Source organism: Paucibacter soli (assembly GCF_037482845.1).
GTDB classification, from domain to species: domain Bacteria; phylum Pseudomonadota; class Gammaproteobacteria; order Burkholderiales; family Burkholderiaceae_C; genus Paucibacter_B; species Paucibacter_B soli.
Genome location: NZ_JBBHJW010000001.1, coordinates 895,055 through 911,432, shown reverse-complemented (window position 1 = coordinate 911,432; position 16,378 = coordinate 895,055). Strand labels below are relative to the sequence as shown.

Annotated in this window: 16 protein-coding genes; 14 read left to right on the top strand and 2 right to left on the bottom strand. The window is 66.9% G+C overall.

From position 1 onward, the window contains the following. Positions 1–14: 14 nt before the first annotated feature. The 10 genes from WG898_RS04265 (at position 15) to WG898_RS04225 (ending at position 9,831) form a co-directional block, all read left to right on the top strand. The gene (locus WG898_RS04265) at positions 15–806 is read left to right on the top strand and encodes an FAD binding domain-containing protein (protein ID WP_339601498.1); all 792 of its coding nucleotides are present in this window, start codon (positions 15–17) and stop codon (positions 804–806) included. Then, a complete protein-coding gene (locus WG898_RS04260; RefSeq protein ID WP_444718902.1) occupies positions 803–1,693 on the top strand; it encodes an AAA family ATPase in 891 nt (296 codons plus the stop codon). The genes WG898_RS04265 and WG898_RS04260 overlap by 4 nt, the downstream gene beginning before the upstream one ends. Then, positions 1,683–2,891, top strand: a complete 1,209-nt coding sequence (locus WG898_RS04255; protein WP_339601497.1) for a vWA domain-containing protein — start codon at positions 1,683–1,685, stop codon at positions 2,889–2,891. Before WG898_RS04260 ends, WG898_RS04255 begins: the two co-directional genes overlap by 11 nt. After that, complete coding sequence (locus WG898_RS04250; protein ID WP_339601496.1) at positions 2,882–3,451, top strand: SRPBCC family protein; 570 nt, start codon at positions 2,882–2,884, stop codon at positions 3,449–3,451. The genes WG898_RS04255 and WG898_RS04250 overlap by 10 nt, the downstream gene beginning before the upstream one ends. A 344-nt stretch (positions 3,452–3,795) precedes the next feature. Then, complete coding sequence (locus WG898_RS04245; protein WP_339601495.1) at positions 3,796–5,007, top strand: HlyD family secretion protein; 1,212 nt, start codon at positions 3,796–3,798, stop codon at positions 5,005–5,007. Positions 5,008–5,541: 534 nt separating this feature from the next. Continuing rightward, positions 5,542–6,303, top strand: coding sequence for a hypothetical protein (locus WG898_RS04240; RefSeq protein ID WP_339601494.1), 762 nt, complete (start codon positions 5,542–5,544; stop codon positions 6,301–6,303). A gap of 197 nt (positions 6,304–6,500) precedes the next feature. Further along, entirely contained in the window at positions 6,501–6,683 is a 183-nt protein-coding gene (locus tag WG898_RS25290; protein ID WP_444718901.1) for a DUF1496 domain-containing protein, read from the top strand. A gap of 82 nt (positions 6,684–6,765) precedes the next feature. Continuing rightward, the gene (locus WG898_RS04235; protein WP_339601493.1) at positions 6,766–7,152 is read left to right on the top strand and encodes a hypothetical protein; all 387 of its coding nucleotides are present in this window, start codon (positions 6,766–6,768) and stop codon (positions 7,150–7,152) included. Positions 7,153–7,346: 194 nt separating this feature from the next. Next, on the top strand, positions 7,347–7,646 hold the full coding sequence (locus tag WG898_RS04230; RefSeq protein WP_339601492.1) for a hypothetical protein: 300 nt from the start codon (positions 7,347–7,349) through the stop codon (positions 7,644–7,646). Positions 7,647–7,704: 58 nt separating this feature from the next. After that, positions 7,705–9,831, top strand: a complete 2,127-nt coding sequence (locus WG898_RS04225; protein WP_339601491.1) for a peptidase domain-containing ABC transporter — start codon at positions 7,705–7,707, stop codon at positions 9,829–9,831. Between the two features lie 34 nt (positions 9,832–9,865). On the opposite strand, the gene WG898_RS04220 is transcribed toward WG898_RS04225, so the two are convergent. After that, entirely contained in the window at positions 9,866–10,792 is a 927-nt protein-coding gene (locus WG898_RS04220) for an alpha/beta hydrolase family protein (RefSeq protein ID WP_339601490.1), read from the bottom strand. A gap of 75 nt (positions 10,793–10,867) precedes the next feature. Here WG898_RS04220 and WG898_RS04215 point away from each other — a divergent pair, with 75 nt between their 5' ends. Further along, positions 10,868–11,794: a LysR family transcriptional regulator gene (locus tag WG898_RS04215; RefSeq protein WP_339601489.1), complete on the top strand. Its 927-nt coding sequence runs from the start codon at positions 10,868–10,870 to the stop codon at positions 11,792–11,794. 9 nt (positions 11,795–11,803) lie between these two features. Here the strand turns inward: WG898_RS04215 and WG898_RS04210 are convergent, their stop codons facing one another. Next, entirely contained in the window at positions 11,804–13,294 is a 1,491-nt protein-coding gene (locus WG898_RS04210) for a glycine betaine ABC transporter substrate-binding protein (protein WP_339601488.1), read from the bottom strand. 55 nt (positions 13,295–13,349) lie between these two features. Here WG898_RS04210 and selD point away from each other — a divergent pair, with 55 nt between their 5' ends. From selD to WG898_RS04195, 3 genes are all read left to right on the top strand, one after another. After that, a complete protein-coding gene (gene selD / locus WG898_RS04205) occupies positions 13,350–14,432 on the top strand; it encodes a selenide, water dikinase SelD (protein WP_339601487.1) in 1,083 nt (360 codons plus the stop codon). A gap of 273 nt (positions 14,433–14,705) precedes the next feature. Beyond that, positions 14,706–15,473 (top strand): alpha/beta fold hydrolase, encoded by a 768-nt coding sequence (locus WG898_RS04200; RefSeq protein ID WP_339601486.1) that lies wholly within the window; start codon positions 14,706–14,708, stop codon positions 15,471–15,473. A gap of 127 nt (positions 15,474–15,600) precedes the next feature. Further along, positions 15,601–16,374 (top strand): substrate-binding periplasmic protein, encoded by a 774-nt coding sequence (locus WG898_RS04195; RefSeq protein ID WP_339601485.1) that lies wholly within the window; start codon positions 15,601–15,603, stop codon positions 16,372–16,374. Positions 16,375–16,378: the final 4 nt, after the last annotated feature.

The following is a 16,378-nucleotide window of genomic DNA, read 5'->3' as shown; positions in this document are numbered from 1 at the left end:
AGGGAGGCACAGCCATGAGCTTCAACTACACCCAAGCCGCCAGCCTGGCCGACGCGGCGCGTGCCGCCAGCGCGCTGGATGCCAAGATCATCGCCGGGGGTCAGTCCTTGCTGGGCGCCATCAAGCTGGGCCTGGCGGCACCGGCCTCGCTGGTGGACCTGAGCGGACTGGCCGATCTCAAGGGCATACGCATGGACGACAAGGGCCGGCTTGTGATCGGTGCGATGAGCACCCACGCCAGCGTGGCCGCCTCCAGCGAGGTGCAGCAGGCCATCCCCGCGCTGGCCGATCTGGCGGGCCATATCGGCGACCGCCAGGTGCGCAACCGCGGCACCCTGGGCGGCAGCCTGGCCAACAACGATCCGGCGGCCTGCTACCCCGCCGCCGTGCTGGCGCTGGACGCCACCATCCACACCGACCGCCGCAGCATCGCCGCCGACGACTTCTTCCAGGGCCTGTACGAGACCGCGCTGCACGAGGGGGAGATCATCACGGCGGTGAGCTTCCCGGTGCCGGCGAAGGCAGCCTGGCAGAAGTTCAAGCAGCCGGCCTCGCGCTTCTCCATCGTCGGCGTGTTCGTGGCCAAGACCAGCGCCGGGGTGCGGGTGGCGGTCACGGGCGCGGGCCCCTGCGTTTTTAGGGCCACGGCGATCGAGAACGCACTCGCCAGCAGCTGGAGCGAGACCTCGGCCAAGCTGGTGTCGATCAAGCCGGACGGGCTCAACAGCGATCTGCATGGCTCGGCCGAGTACCGTGCGGCGTTGATCCCCGTCTTGGCTGGACGGGCTGTGGCTGCGGCCGGATGACAGCGCTGCCCGCCAGCATCGACGACTGCGCGGCCGCGCTGCTCGCCCACGACTATGTGGCCGAGCGCGAGCTGGCCTGTGCGGTCTTCCTGGCCCTGCGCCTGCAGCGGCCGCTGTTCCTGGAGGGCGAGCCCGGCACCGGCAAGACCGAGCTTGCCAAGACCCTGGCGGCCATGCTGGGCCGGCCGCTCATCCGCCTGCAGTGCTACGAGGGCCTGGACATGGCCAGCGCCGCCTACGAGTGGAACTACGCGCGCCAGATGCTGGAGATCCAGGCGGGCAGCAAGGAGGGGATGAATGCCGACGATCTTTTCGCCCGCCGCTTCCTGATCCCGCGTGCCCTGCTGCAGGCGCTGGAGCTGCCCGGCCCTCCGGTTCTGCTGATCGACGAGCTGGACCGCGCCGACGAGCCCTTCGAGGCCTTTTTGCTGGAGGTCTTGAGCGATTTCCAGCTCACCATTCCCGAGCTGGGCACGGTCAGCGCGGCCGCGCCGCCCATCGTCATCATCACCTCCAACCGCACGCGCGAGATCCACGACGCGGTGAAGCGGCGCTGCCTCTACCACTGGGTGGGCTTTCCCGATGCGGCGCGCGAACTCACCATCCTGCAGCGCCGCGTGCCCGGCGCGGGCGAGGCGCTGGCCAAGCAGATCGTCGGCTTCATCCAGGGCCTGCGCGGCATCGACCTCTACAAACTGCCCGGCATCGCCGAGACCATCGAATGGTCGCGCGCGCTGCTGGAGCTTAACGCCCTGGTGCTGGACCCCGAGACCGTGCACATGACCCTGGGCGTGCTGCTCAAGTACCAGGACGACATCGCCCGCGTGCAGGGCTCGGAGGCGGCGCGCCTGCTGGAGCAGGTGCGCGTGGCGACGCATGGCAGCTGATCACCTGGCCACCAATGTGATGCACTTTTCGCGCGTGCTGCGCGACGCGGGTCTGCGCGTGGGCACCGATCGCGTCGAGCTTTGCCTGCAGGCCCTGCAACTCGACGGCATGCTGGCCTCGCGGCGCGACTTCAAGGCCACGCTGGCGGCCTGCCTGCTGGATCGCCAGGAGCACCGCGCCCTGTTCGAGCAGGCCTTTCACATCTTCTGGCGCGACCCCGACCTGATGGGCCGGGTGATGGCCATGCTCTTGCCGCGCGCGCAGGCCAAGGCGCTTGCGCCGTCGCCCCCTTCCGAGAACCGCCGTCTGGCCGAGGCGCTCTTTCCCCATGCCGCCCAGCTGCCCCGGCCGCCGGCCGAGGAAGCGCAGCGCATCGAACTCGACGCCACGCTCAGCTGGAGCCAGCGCGAGCTGCTGCGCCAGCGCGATTTCGAGACCATGACCCACGCCGAATGGGCCCAGGCCAAGCGCCTGCTGGCGCAGCTGCAGGTCCTCATGCCGCGCCACCCCACGCGCCGCTGGGCGCCGGCCGCGCAGGGCCGCGTGGCCTGGCGTGCCAGCCTGCGCGCCTCGGCCCGGGGGCCAGGTCTTGCCATGCTGCGGCGCGAACGGCCGCGCCTGCGCGTGGCGCCGCTCTTGATCCTGGCCGATATCTCGGGTTCGATGAGCCGCTACTCGCGCATGCTCTTGCACCTGGCGCATGGCCTGTCGAATCCGCAGGCAACACAGCAGCGCCATGCGCCGCGCGTCACGAGCTTTGTGTTCGGCACCCGGCTCACGCCCATCACCCGTCTCTTGCGCCAGCGCGACCCCGATGTGGCGCTGGCCGCGGTGTCGCGCAAGGTGGCGGACTGGTCGGGCGGCACCCGTATCAGCGCCTGCCTGCACGAGTTCAACCAGCACTGGGCGCGGCGCGTGCTGCCGGCCGACGCCGCCGTGCTCCTGATCACCGACGGGCTGGAGCAGGGCGGCGATGATGATCCGTGCTGCGAGGCCCTGGCCCGTGAGGCGGCGCGCCTGCGCCTGCGCTGCCGCAGGCTGATCTGGCTGAACCCGCTGCTGCGCTACGAGGGCTTCGAGCCCAAGGCCGCCGGCATCAAGGCGCTGCTGCCCGAGGTCAGCCTGCATCTGCCGGCCCACAATCTCGCCAGCCTGGAACAACTCGCCCGTCTACTCGGCACACAAGCATGCATTTGACCGGACAAGAAACCCTTGCTGTCACCCAGGCCCAGGCCTGGGAGGCGCTCAACAACACCGAGATGCTGAAGGCCGCGATCAGCGGCTGCGAGTCGCTCACGCTCGTCTCCGGCGAGGCTGGCGAGCCTGAGTACGAGGCCCTGGTGGCGGTGTCCATCGGCCCGGTGAAGGCCAAGTTCAAGGGCAAGTTGAGGCTCTCCGATCTGCAGCCGCCCCACAGCTACCAGCTCGCCTTCGAGGGCTCGGGCGGCGCCGCCGGCCATGGCAAGGGCACGGCCCGGGTGCGCCTGGAGGCCCAGGGCCCGGCGCAGACGCTGCTGCACTACGAGGTGCAGGCCAGCGTGGGCGGCAAGATCGCGCAGATCGGCTCGCGCCTGGTGGACATGGCGGCGCAGAAGATGGCTGGCGATTTTTTCGCGGCCTTCAATGACGCGCTGCAAACGCGTTATGGTGCCGCCGTGGTGCCTGCCGAAGCAGCGGCACCGCCGAAGAGCCGCTGGCAGCGCCTGCTGGACTGGTATCTGGGCTGGCTGGGGAGGATCTTCAGCGGCGGCGTGTAGAAAATGCTCGGCGTCCGCGGCAATAACGCAGCCCATGTGCGTGCACGGATAGCACAGAACCCTGGTGTTTCCAGTCCATGCCTCGCTCCCCCCTGAGGGGGATGGACCTGTCAAGGGGGGCGACACAATCCCGTCAAGTCACCGATATAGGTGACACAAAGACAAGACAGACGCCAAGCGAGGCGCGTGACGGGGAGCGTGTGGTGAGTGGGGCTGGGAGTCGAGGACGAGCGGAAGAAGACAAGGGGGCGGCGGCCCCGCTGTTTCGCGCCGAAGTGCTGCAGGCGCGCCAAGTGCAATGGCTGGGCAGCATTCGCATAAGCCGGCCTGCGAGCTTTGCCTGGGTGACCGGCATCGCGCTGGCGCTGGCGCTGGCCTTGGTCGCCTTTGCTGCCTGGGGTGAAGTCACCCGCAAGGCCAAGCTGCCGGGCCTGCTGCTGCCGCGCGCCGGCATGATGGTGCTGGCCGCGCCGCAGGCCGGTGTGCTGGCCGAGATCCTGGTGCGCGAGGGCGACCAGGTGGCTGCCGGCCAGGCGCTGATGCGCCTGAAGAGCGAGCGCATGACCCAGGGCGGCGGCGAGATGGCGCTGCTGAACGCCCAGGCCCTGGCCCAGCGCCGCGCCAGCCTGGACACCGAACGCCTGCTTACCCAGCAGCAGGCGCGCCAGCGCCAGGACGCCCTGACCGAGCGCCTGCGCAGCCTGCAGGCCGAGGAGCGCCAGGCCCTGGGAGAGCTGGAAGCCAACCGCCTGCGCGTGCAACTGGCGCTCAAGAGTCAGGCTCGTTACACCGAGCTGGCCAAGGACGGCTTTGTGTCCGCCGCCCAGGCGCAGCAGAAGCAGGAGGAACTCCTGGACCTGCAACTGCGCGAGCGCCAGGCCGAACGCAGCCTGCAAGCGCTGCAGCGCGATGCCCAGGCCCTGCGCGCTGAACAGCAGAGCAGTCTCAACGCCAGCCAGACCAGCCTGGCGCAGCTGGACCGCAGCCTGGCAGCGCTGAGCCAGGAGGGCGCCGAGAACGACGCCCGCGCCGGCCTGACCCTCACCGCACCCAAGGCCGGCCGGGTGAGCGCGCTGGGCCTGCATGTGGGCCAGGCGGTGCAGCCGGGGCAGACGCTAGTGAGCCTGGTCGCCACCGATGCGGAGAGCGCTGACGAGGCCGGCCAATTGGAAGCTCAGCTGTACGCGCCCAGCCGCACGGCCGGTTTTGTGCGGGCGGGACAGATCGTGTGGTTGCGCTATGCGGCCTACCCGTACCAGAAATTCGGCATGGCCGAGGGGGTGGTGGAGGGCGTGAGCCAAAGCCCGGTGGCGCCGCAGGATTTGCCGGCGGGGCAGGCGCAGGCCTTGCTCACGGCGGCGCAGGCGAATGAGCCGCTGTATCGGATCAGCGTGCGGCTGAGGTCGCAGGCGATCAGGACAAATGGAATTCTCACTGCGCTGAAGGCGGGCATGACGCTGGAGGCGGATGTGCTGCAGGAGAGCAGGCGGGTTTGGGAGTGGGTGGTGGAGCCGGTTCGGACGGCAGCCAGCATTGCAAGGGGTCTGAACGATTAGCCCTTATAGGCAAGAAGGCGGGGTAACTATGAGGCGGTTGTAGGCGCCCGCATAAAGCGCCATTGGCATTCAAAACGGAGGAAATCGAATGCGAGTCATTGAAAGTGCACATCTCTCTCAGGTATCTGGCGGGGATCGTTGGGGCGATGGGGATGACGGGAAAATGCATCCGCAGCCTTGGAAGAACGTTCTTGAAGCGCAATCTAGTGCATTGGCTGCTAGCAGGTCCCGTCAAGAAAGTAACTGTACGGAAGTTGGGGTTTTCTCGATCACAAGGACTGAAACAAGTGGTGGTGGAGGGGGTGTGACGTTCAACACGACGCCGCCGTTCATCCACGCAAGTGTGAATATATCGTCAACTCCTACCACTACCTCAACTTACACAAAAACAATTACCTGCCCGTTGCCGTAATTTCGGCATTCATGATCGGATCAAGTCGGTGCGGTTTCACTTGCTTGATTCGATCAATGACGCTAGGCACACGAAGCTGAAAAGTGTTCGGAGTGTGCGTGAATAATATGAATGGTATATCCATGCAAAGTTTCGCGTTTCTTCTCATATTGGTGCTCGCTGGCACGGCGCCTATCAGAGCTTTTGCTGTTGGTTGCAGCACCAGTGTTCTTTTTTCGAAGACTGCTGTGGGCTTGGTTGGATGCATATCGAAGGAGGCATCGGAACAAGTTATTAACGGTCTGACGAACGAAACGCGGACTCTTGTAATTCAATCCGAGGGCGGGGATGTGAATGCAGCAATGGCGTTGGCCTATGAACTGGCCCGTCGAAAGATCGTCGTTCGAGTGCGGGGGTTCTGCCACTCGGCATGCGTGAATTACATACTGCCGGCGGCAATGCATGCCTCTGTCGAAGAGGGTGGAGTCCTGATGCTGCACGGTGATGCCAGAACTGCCATATTGAACTATGGTGACAAGGATTATCTGGACCCCGCGCTGCTTTCACTACTCATAAAGATTTCGGCCGACGAAGAAAGAGAGTTTTCGGTTCGTTTCCCACGGGCAGAGCAGACGCATCTCCTTCAGCGACTACTGTTTCTGCGCTCAAACGACAAATCAGCCATCGTCTTGGACGGCGTAAGATATTTGTGCAATGGCATGAACAAGAAATACTGGACAGCAACGGCCGCGGACTTGTTGCAGTTCGGGCTGATAGATGATATTTCTGCAAGGGACGATAGTCTATTTCCAACTGTTGCCAGCGCCGCACAGGCTATGCAGAATGAAGTTGCCTTTTCAAAGATTGACATAGTTCGCGGGTGCAATAGGCAGTCAGGCTTGTAATATCACCACCGCAGGGCAGAGGGTCAGGTTTCAATGTTGCATTTTTTCCCGAAAAGGTGGCGTTTCACATCTCCTTTCCAGTCGCGAGCGTGAGAAATGGCGACTGATCCTCGGGTCGAATTTTCATTGATATCCCGTAGTGGTGAAATTTGCGCGCGACTTATGGTTAATGCCGAAATATTTAGTGGGTGATTCCCATGCGTGAAATAGCTTCAAATGAACTGGCTGCCGTTGCTGGTGGCGATGGGGGGTGCAAATATGACAGGAAAGAATACGGTGAGGGTGCCGTGATCAAGGTTGGTGATGCCTATATTCAGTTTGGCGGAGGAATATGGCGACTGATCCCACGCCCTGCTTCAAATGCAAGGCGCCTCGCGTAGTCGTTACGCCCGGCGCGCTATCGAAATAGTAAGGCCTGGCTATTCTGCTGACTACTTCCATCTATACGTTGTTGGCGACAATATGAAAAGAAGCATCACTGGCATGCTGTGTTTCCGAGCGACCAGTGCCCTCCTGCTGTTGTGCAGTATTTCTGAATTGGTCGGCGCACAAAATGACGCACCGCCTCGGCATGATAATAAAGAGATCAGGGCCGATGTCCCAACACCGGCCAACAGTCTGGTCGGTAGCGAATGCCTGATGGCTGGCAGCGAGTACTCGCTTGGGGCCATGGTGCAACGCGATGGGTCTTATTACCGCTGCGTTCAGGCGCGGGTATGGTCCATGGAGGCAGATATTCAGTCGGTATGGATCAAATTCAATGGCGCTCCAAATGATGCGGTGCTCGCTATTCAGGCGCGCGGCTTCGGGGTCAGCGCGGCTTCGGCGGCTTCGGGGTCAGGTCTTTAATCTAAAGGGGTTCAGATTAAAGACTTGGCCCCGCCGACTTGGCAGAGCCCTTGGGGCGGCACTAGGCGGTGCATTCGGTGCCGGGTGGGCCATTGGCGGCGGTATCTACCACTATTTCGTGAAGTAAAAGCATGTCGGTTCCTCGGCTTGCGAAGCGCGGCCCGAGGAGCCGCCAAATTGAGGTTCGCTCTTGTATGAAGAAGAGACTACGCAATCTGAAAAACCTTGTCAGACCACTAAGCCCCGGGCAGGAGCTTGGCTGGTACTGGGCTTCGACGATCTATGGCGTGGCCATAGCTTTGGTCGTGGCAGGGGATGGTGTACTGGACTCTATGGGTGAAGGTGTTGAGTTCGTCATCCCCATCCTGATACTCGCCGCTGCTTGGCTGGTCGGGGTCATTGGTCTACGGCTGTACGTGCAGGACAAGAATCCAAGCGACTTCTGGAATATTTTGGGTGCAAGACGAGGACGAAATGATGAGCGGAGGAAGTGAAGCTGTGTCTTTGCAAGCGTGGGTGGCTACTCCTAATCACCAGTAGTCCAGTCCCGAAATGAAACTCTGCTTGCAATCCGAGGCTTCTGAGTGCAGTCTCGCCAGCCTGGCCATGATCTGCAGCGCCCATGGCCTGCACCAAGATCTGGCCGATCTGCGGCGGCGCTTCTCCGTAAGCCTCAAGGGCGCCAATCTCCAGCAGCTGATTTCGCACGCCGGTGCCCTGGGGTTTTCCTCGCGCCCGCTGCGCCTGGAACTGGATGAGTTAATTCAGCTGCAAACCCCCTGCATCCTGCACTGGGATTTGAACCATTTCGTCGTCCTCAAAAAGGTCACCCGAAATGGCGCCGTGATCCTGGACCCAGCCGTCGGCGAGCGCCGCCTTGCCTCTACCGAAATCTCCCGCCACTTCACCGGGGTGGCGCTGGAACTCACGCCCAATGCCGAATTCAAATCGCAGGCCCCCGCGCCGCGCGTGTCGCTGCGTGCGCTCACCGGCAAGGTGCTGGGCCTGAAGCGCTCGCTCGTTCAAATCTTCGCGGTGGCGGTGGTGCTGGAGCTGTTTGCCATCGTGGCGCCGCTGTTCAATCAGATGGTGGTGGACGATGTGCTGACCTCGGGCGACCGGGACTTGCTCAACGTCTTGGTGATCGGCTTCGGCCTGCTGCTCATCGTGCAGACGGCGATAGGCCTGGCGCGTTCGTGGATGGTGATGGTGCTGGGCCAGACCCTGTCGCTGCAATGGCTGTCCAACGTCTTCGCCCATCTGGTGCGCCTGCCGGTGGACTTCTTTGAAAAGCGCCACCTGGGCGACATCACCTCGCGCTTCGGCGCCGTGGGTGCGATTCAGAAGACGCTGACCACGGCGGCCATCGAGGCGGTGCTGGATGGCCTGATGGCGGTGGCTGCCTTGGTGATGATGCTGATCTATGCGCCCACGCTGACGGCGGTGGTCCTGGCCGCCGTGGCTGCCTACGGCCTGCTGCGCTGGGCCTCGTATCGGCCGTTCCGAGACGCCGCCGCCGAGCGCCTGGTGGTGGCCGCCAAGGAGAACACCCACTTTCTGGAGACGCTGCGCGCCATCACCCCCTTGAAGCTCTTCGGCCGCGAGGAGGAGCGCCGCGCGCGCTGGCAGAACCTGATCGTGGACGTGCAGAACCGCGACGTGCGCACCGCCAAGATGAGCATGGGCTTCAGCACCGCCAACACCTTCATCTTCGGCCTGGAGAACTTGTTGGTGCTGTGGCTGGGCGCCAAGCTGATCATGAGCGGCCAGCAGGCGGGAGGAGCGGCTGTGTCCATGACCGTGGGCATGCTGTTCGCCTTCATCAGCTACAAGAACCAGTTCACGGGCCGCGTCTCGGCGCTGATCAACTATGCGGTGGAGCTGAAGATGCTGAGCCTGCACGCCGAGCGCCTGGCCGATATCGCGCTGGAGCCACCCGAGCGCGCCGATGAGCTGCCGCACAACGAGCTGGCGCATCTGGAATCCAGTATCGAACTGAAGAACGTGAGCTTCCGCTATGGCGAGGGCGAGCCCTGGATCTTGAGAAACGCGAGCTTCCGCGTCGAGGCCGGGGAGAGCGTGGCCGTCACCGGCCCCTCGGGCGCCGGCAAGACCACCTTGCTCAAGCTCGCCCTTGGCCTGCTCAAGCCCAGCGAGGGCGAGGTGCTCTATGGCGGCATGCCGGTGCGCCAGCTGGGTCTGGCCAACTTCCGCCGCCAGATCGGCACGGTGATGCAGGAGGATGCGCTGCTCACCGGCAGCCTGGCCGACAACATTGCCTTCTTCGACGTGCGCCCAGATCCATCCCGCATCGAGGCCTGCGCCAAACTCGCCCAGCTGCATGCCGACATTTGCGCCATGCCCATGGGCTACCAGACCCTGGTGGGTGATCTGGGCTCGGGCCTCTCCGGCGGCCAGAAGCAGCGCCTGCTGCTGGCGCGCGCCCTGTACAAACAGCCCCGCGTGCTGGCCCTGGACGAGGCCACCAGCCATCTGGACCTGGGCAATGAACGCGCCGTCACCGCCGCCCTGGCGCGCATGCGGCTAACGCGCTTGATCATCGCCCACCGGCCCGAGACGATTGCTGGCGCGCAGCGCGTGGTGCAGCTGCGCGCGGGCCAGGTGCTGGAGCTGGCCAGGGCGGCCGTGCCGCCGGCCGAGCTGGCGCTGGCTGGCTGACGGCGGAGCCGTCAGGCCGGGCCTGGCAGTCTCCTCAACCCAAGCGCTCGCGCAAGACCGGCGTCGCCTGCTCGATCGGCGCCAGCAGCAGCGGCCAGATGCGTTCGCCCAGCTCGCGGCGGAACATGCCGAAGTGGCCGATCGCGCGCAGGCCCAGGCTGCGCGGGTCCAGGGTGTGGCGCTGCACCTCGGCGCTGCGGAATTGTTTCGCCAGGTGGTCCACCGCCGGGGCGGGGCCGAACAGCGTGTCGTCCGTGATGTTCCACAAATGCACCGGGCCGGTGTAGCGGTGGTGGCCCAGCTGGCCCTGCAGCGTCGGGTCGCTGAACATATAGCCGCGCCGCCGGCCCCAGCGCGCCCAATCCAGCGCCGCCACCTTGGGCAAGGCTTGCGCGCGCGCGCCCAGCAAGCGGGCGGGAAAGTGGCCCAGCAGATGGCTCAGGCCGGGCAGCAGGGCGTGGAAGAACAGCACCGCCTTGGCCTGCTGCAGGCCCGACCAGAAGCGCCAGTCGGCCGCCTGCGCCGCCACGCCCAGCAAGGCATCGGCGCGCTCGAAGCCCGGCGCCATGCCCACCGCATTGCCGCCGAAGGAATGGCCGATCGCCAGCAGGCCGATGCGGTGGCCCTGGGCCTGCTGCGCCTGCAGGCGGCGCCGGTCGGCGGCGCGTAGCGCGGCGGCCATGTCCAGGCCGGCCCAGTCGCGCAGGCCGGCGGCCTCGTCCCTGACGCGGCCCTGCAGATTCGAGCCAATGCCGCGGTAGTCATAGCTCAGCACCGCATAGCCGCGCCTGCTGAGCCATTCGGCAAAGCCGCGGTAGTAGGGGCTGGCCACCGCCATCGCCGGGCTCAGCACCGCCACCGCGCGCAGCGGGCCGGCCGGTTCATGCCAAGCGGCTTGCAGCAGGCGGCCGTCGCTGCAGCGCAGCTGGGTGGGGCTGGTGGTGATCTCTGTATCGCTCATGCAGCCAGTCTAGGTTGGTGACAATCCAGCGACTAGACTCGCTATCGACGACACATTGATTCCTCACGGTTGACAATGAACCCCAAGCTCCCGCTCGCCCGCCGCAGCGCCGCCGACCAGGCCCTGGACGCCAACGCGCTGGAACTGTTTGCCCGCATCGCCCAGGCCGGCAGCTTTGCGCGCGCCGCGCGCGAGCTGGGGCTGACGCGTGCCGCGGTGAGCCGGCGGGTGGCCGCCATCGAGGCGGCGGTGGGGCTGGCGCTGTTCGCGCGCAGCACCCGCAGCCTGAGTCTCACCGAGCCCGGCCGGCGCCTGCTGGCGCGCGCCCGCAGCGTGCACGAGGCGGCCGAGGGCGCACGCCTGGCGCTGCGCAGCGAGCGCGACCAGCTCGGCGGCACCCTGCGCATCAGCGCCGCGCCGGTGTTCGGCGTGCATGTGCTGGCGCCGCTGCTGGCGCGCTTCCAGGCCCTGCATCCGGCCTTGCGCTATGAGCTGCTGTTCAACTACCGGCGCGTGGACCTGCTGCGCGAAGGCGTGGACCTGGCCTTTCGCGCCACCGCGCGCCCGCCCGAGGATTGGGTGGCCCAGCCGGTGCTGCGTTATGCGGTGCGCCTGTATGGCCGCGCCGGGCGCGCGCCGCTGGCGGGGCCGCAGGCGCTGGCGGCGCTGCCCTGCCTGCTGGTGGGCCAACACGAAGACCCCACCGAGGCCTGCTGGTTGCACGAGAGCAGCGGCGCGCGCCATGAGATGTCGCTGCGCTCCGCTGCCTGGGGCAATGATCTCGACGCGCTGCTGCAGATGGCGCGTCATGGCGACGGCCTGGTGCTGAGCCCCGACTTCTGCATCGGCCCCGACAGCGGCCTGGTGGAGCTGCTGCCCGGCTGGCGGCTGCAGGTCAACGAGGGCGAGTCCATCCAGGCGCTGACGCTGCCGATGCCGGCCGGCTCGGAGACCGCGCGCGCGCTGGTGCGCTTTGTGCGCGAGGCCTTGGCATCGGCCTGACGCCGCGCATCAGCGCCCCCGGCGCAGGCGCCGTTCCAGCACGTCGAACAGCCACTGCACCAGCAGGGCCAGCGCGGCCGCGGGCAGGGCGCCGGCCAGCATCAGATCGCTGTCGTTCACCGCCAGGCCGGCGACGATGCGCTCACCCAGGCCGCCGGCGCCGACGAAGGCCGCCACCGTGGCGGTGCCCACGTTCAGCACCGCGGCGGTCTTGATGCCGGCCAGCAGCACCGGCAGGGCCAGCGGCAGTTCGATGCTGCACAAGAGCTGCCCGCGCCGCAGGCCCAGCGCGCGGCCGGCCTCGCGCAGCCCCGCCGGCACGCCCTGCAGGCCGGCATGCGTCATGCGCACGATGGGCAGCAGGGCGTAGAGGAACAGCGCCAGCAGCGCCGGTACGAAGCCGATGCGGCCCAGCAGCGCGATCAGAAAGGCCAGCAGGGCCAGCGAGGGCAGGGTCTGCAGCAGGCCTGCCGCGCCCATCACGAGGCCGGCCAGGCGCGGGTTGAGCCAGGCCCAGATGCCCAGCGGCACGCCCAGGGCCACGCCCAGCGCCAGCGAGCCCAGCACCAGGGTCAGGTGTTGCCCGAGCAGGCGCCACAGATCGGGCGCCAGCAGGCGCTGCCACAGGCCCGCACGCGGCTCGGCGGCAGGCGCGGCTGCCCGGGCCAGCACACCTTGCGCCACCGCGGCAAAGCTGCGCCCGTCCAGCTCCACCTGGGCGTTCAGCTCCATCATGCGGCGCGCATCGATGCGGCCAGCCAAGGCGGCAAGCGGACCCTCGTCGAGCCCGGCACGCATCAGCAGCAGCGCGTCGTAGCTTGGAAAGAAGCCCAGGTCGTCGCGCAGCACGCGCAGTGGCAGACGCGCCAGCTTGGCATCGGTGGTGTAGACGTCGATCAGGTCCAGCTGGCCGCCGGCCAGCGCCTCGTAGGCCAGACCGTGATCGACGCCAGCCGGAGCGGGCAGTTGCAGTTGGTAGGCCTTTGCCAAACCGGGCCAGCCATCGGCTCGCTGCAGGAATTCATGTGAAAAACCCAGACGCAGCTGTCGCTGCGCCGTGGCGGGCAGACGTGCCAGCGCGGAGATCGAGTCCACGCCCAGCCTTGCGGCGTCGGCCTCGCGCATCGCCAGTGCATAGCTGTTGTTGAAGCCCAGTGCCACGCCGGCCTTCAGGCCATGCGGGGCCAGCGCGCGGTTGAGCGCCGGCATATCGAGCGCTGGGCCATCGTGTTTCAGCAATTCGCGCTGGATCGTCCCGCTGTACTCCGGGTAGACGTCGATGCTGCCGCTCTTGAGAGCTTGCACCAGGATGGCGGTGTTGCCCAAACCTTGCTGATGCTGGGCCGGCACGCCGGCCTGCTGCAAGCGCTGCCGCACCAGCTCGCCCAGCACATAGCTTTCGGTGAAGCGCTTGGAGCCCACCTGCACGGCGGTCTGAGCGCCGGCAGCGCCGCCCAGCAAGCAGCAGGCCAGCAGGCAGCGGAGCAGGAGGCGGCGCATGCGGCGATTCTGCGCCAAGCTATGCTTGCCGCCATCCCCGACCCAGCCTTGCACCATGACAGACGCCGCCACCACGCCTCCCAATGCCCCGCTCGATGAACCCCGCCTGACCTCGCTCTCGCATGGCGGCGGCTGCGGCTGCAAGATCGCGCCGGGCCTGCTGTCGGAGATCCTCAAGGGTACGTCCAGCATGCCGATCCCGAAGGAGCTGCTGGTCGGCATAGCGACCTCAGACGACGCCGCGGTCTACCAGCTCAATGACGAGCAGGCCCTCATTGCCACCACCGACTTCTTCATGCCCATCGTCGACGACCCCTTCGACTTCGGGCGCATCGCCGCCACCAATGCGATCAGCGACGTCTACGCGATGGGCGGCCGCCCCATCATGGCGCTGGCCCTGGTGGGCATGCCGATCAACCGGCTGTCCAGCACCACCATAGGCCGGGTGCTGGAGGGCGGGGCGGCGGTCTGCCGCGCGGCCGGCATCCCGATCGCCGGTGGCCACAGCATCGATTCGGTGGAGGCGATCTACGGCCTGGTGGCGCTGGGCTTGGTGCATCCCAAGCGCGTCAAGCGCAATGCCGACGCGCAGCCTGGCGACCTGCTGGTGCTGGGCAAGCCACTGGGCGTGGGCGTGATGAGCGCGGCGCTCAAGAAGGGCCAGCTGGGCGCGGCCGGCTATGCGCAGATGATCGCCACCACCACCCAGCTCAACACCCCCGGCCCCGAGCTGGCCGAGCTGCCGGGCGTGCATGCGATCACCGACGTCACCGGCTTCGGCCTGGCCGGCCATGCGCTGGAGATGGCGCGCGGCGCCGGCTGCGCGCTCGAGCTTGACTGGGCGCACGTGCCCCTGCTGGACGGCGTGCGCGCGCTCGCCGGCCAGGGCTGTATCACCGGCGCCTCGGGGCGCAACTGGGCCGGCTATGGCGCCGAGGTGGAGCTGCCCGCCGGCTTCGCGTCCGAGGACCAGGCTCTCTTGAGCGATCCGCAGACCAGCGGCGGCCTGCTGGTGGCCTGCGCGCCGGCCGCGCTGGACGCGGTGCTGGCGCTGTTCGCGCGCCATGGCTTTGCCCAGGCGGCGCGGGTGGGGCGCATGGGCGAGCGGGCGGAGCGGCCGCTGCTGCGCGTGCGCTGATCCGAGCGGCTGCCGTCCCGGCGGGGGCCCTAGGCGCAGCCTGCTCCCGCATTCGAGCAGGCCGTCGCAAGCCGCGCGACCCGGCGCAGGGGCAGGGCTACAAACGCGGCTTCTCGCAAACCTGCCTCGCCTTGCCCCACCATGCCTTATTGCTCACGCCTGTGGCCACGCGCCAGCCGCGCCCTTTTGTTCCGCTTCTCCTCCTCCCTGCTAGGGCTTGCGCTGGCGGCTTCGATCTCGATCAGCGCAGCGCCTGCCCGGGCCCATCAAGCGGTGCCGGAGCTGGTGCGCGTACAGGGTCAGCTGATTGAGCAATGGGCCATCAAGCCGGCCGAGGCGCAGGGAACAGTGGTGTTCGAGAACGGCTCGCGCGCCGAGATGGAAGGCTGGAGGGCCGTGATGCAGGCGCTCGCCTCGCAGCCCTTGGCGCCGGGGGTAGACAGCAGCGCAAAACCCTGGGCACTGTTCGCCTACAACCGCCCTGGTGTGGGCCGCAGCGAAGCGACCGAGCGCCCGCGGGATGGCCAGCAGATCGTGGCGGATCTGCGCAGCCAGCTGCAGCAGCAGGGGCTCAAGCCGCCCTATGTGTTGGTAGGGCATTCGCTGGGTGGGCTCTATATGCAGCTGTTTGCACGCCTGCACCCCAGCGAGGTGAAGGGTCTGGTGCTGGTGGATGCGCTCTACCCGGGCGTGATCAAGAAGCCCCAGGATTTCCCCTTCTACACGCGTTGGGGCAAGGCGCTCTTTCTCAGCGCCATGGCCGGGCGCGAGATCGACGCCATCCACGCCACCGGCGAGGCCGTGCTGGCCTTGCCCTGGGCCACTCAGATTGCGGTGACGCGCCTGATCAACGTGCCGAAGTCCGCCGGTGCGATTGCGGTGGACTTTGGCGTCGTCAACGCGGACGACGCCACGATCGCCAGTGTGCGTGCGCTCTATCCGGGTGCCAAGACGGTGGTGCTGGACTCGGACCATCAGATCCAGAAGGCCAACCCGGAGGCGGTGGTGCAGGCCATTCAGGAGATGATGGTGGTGCGTTGAAGGCGGCGCCCAGCGACTGGCGCGGCCGACTGCCGTGGCGCTGCGCCGAGCGCCGCCCGCGGTGGTCAGCGCAGGGCCGTGCCGATAGGATCTCGGCATGCCCGCCCTTTTGCCACTCTGTTCAAGCTTGCGCCGTGCTGCTCTGAGCCTGGCCCTGGCCGCTGGCCTGCTGCCGGCCGCGGCCCCCGCGCAACAAGCATTGGAGCCGGCGCAGGGCCAGGTCTTGCGTTTCTTTGTGCCCGAGACCTGGACCATGCCTCTGGGCGAGCTGGAGGCGCGCGGCACCTCGCGCCAGCTGTTGCGAGGCCTGGGCCTGGACTGGCAGCGCGCCTTGGCCGAGGCCGTTGGAGCCAGCGCCGAGGCCGTGGTGGCGCCGCACAAGCGCCTGGAATATCTGGTGCAGCTGCAGGCCTTTGATGTGCTGTGTTTCATGAATCCCGCCTGGGTGAAGGCCGAGCTGGGCCTGCAATGGTTGCCGCCCTTCATGGAGGTGGACGAGCGCCTGGTGGCCGGGCCGGGGCAGGCCGACATCAGCCATCTGGCCGAACTGCGCGGGCATTCGGTAGGGACGGTGGCCAGCTATCACTACCCGGCGCTGGAGCGCGTGTTTGCTTCCGGCATGGCCAGGCGCGAGAACGCTTCCACCGAGCGCCAGGTCCTGGAGATGCTGCTGCGTGGGCGCAGCGACTTTGCGGTGATGCGCAGCATGGATCTGCAATATCTGCAGCGCCACGATCCGGCCACGCGAGAGCTCAAGCTGTCGAGCCTGGTGATCACGCGCGAGCAGTTCCACTGCGCCACGGTGCCCGGTGGCAGGGCGCAGCCACAGCCTCTGCGGCTGGCCCAGGAGCGCCTGCTCAAGGCCGGCGTGCTGGAGCGATTGCGCGCGTCCTATCGCTGAGTGC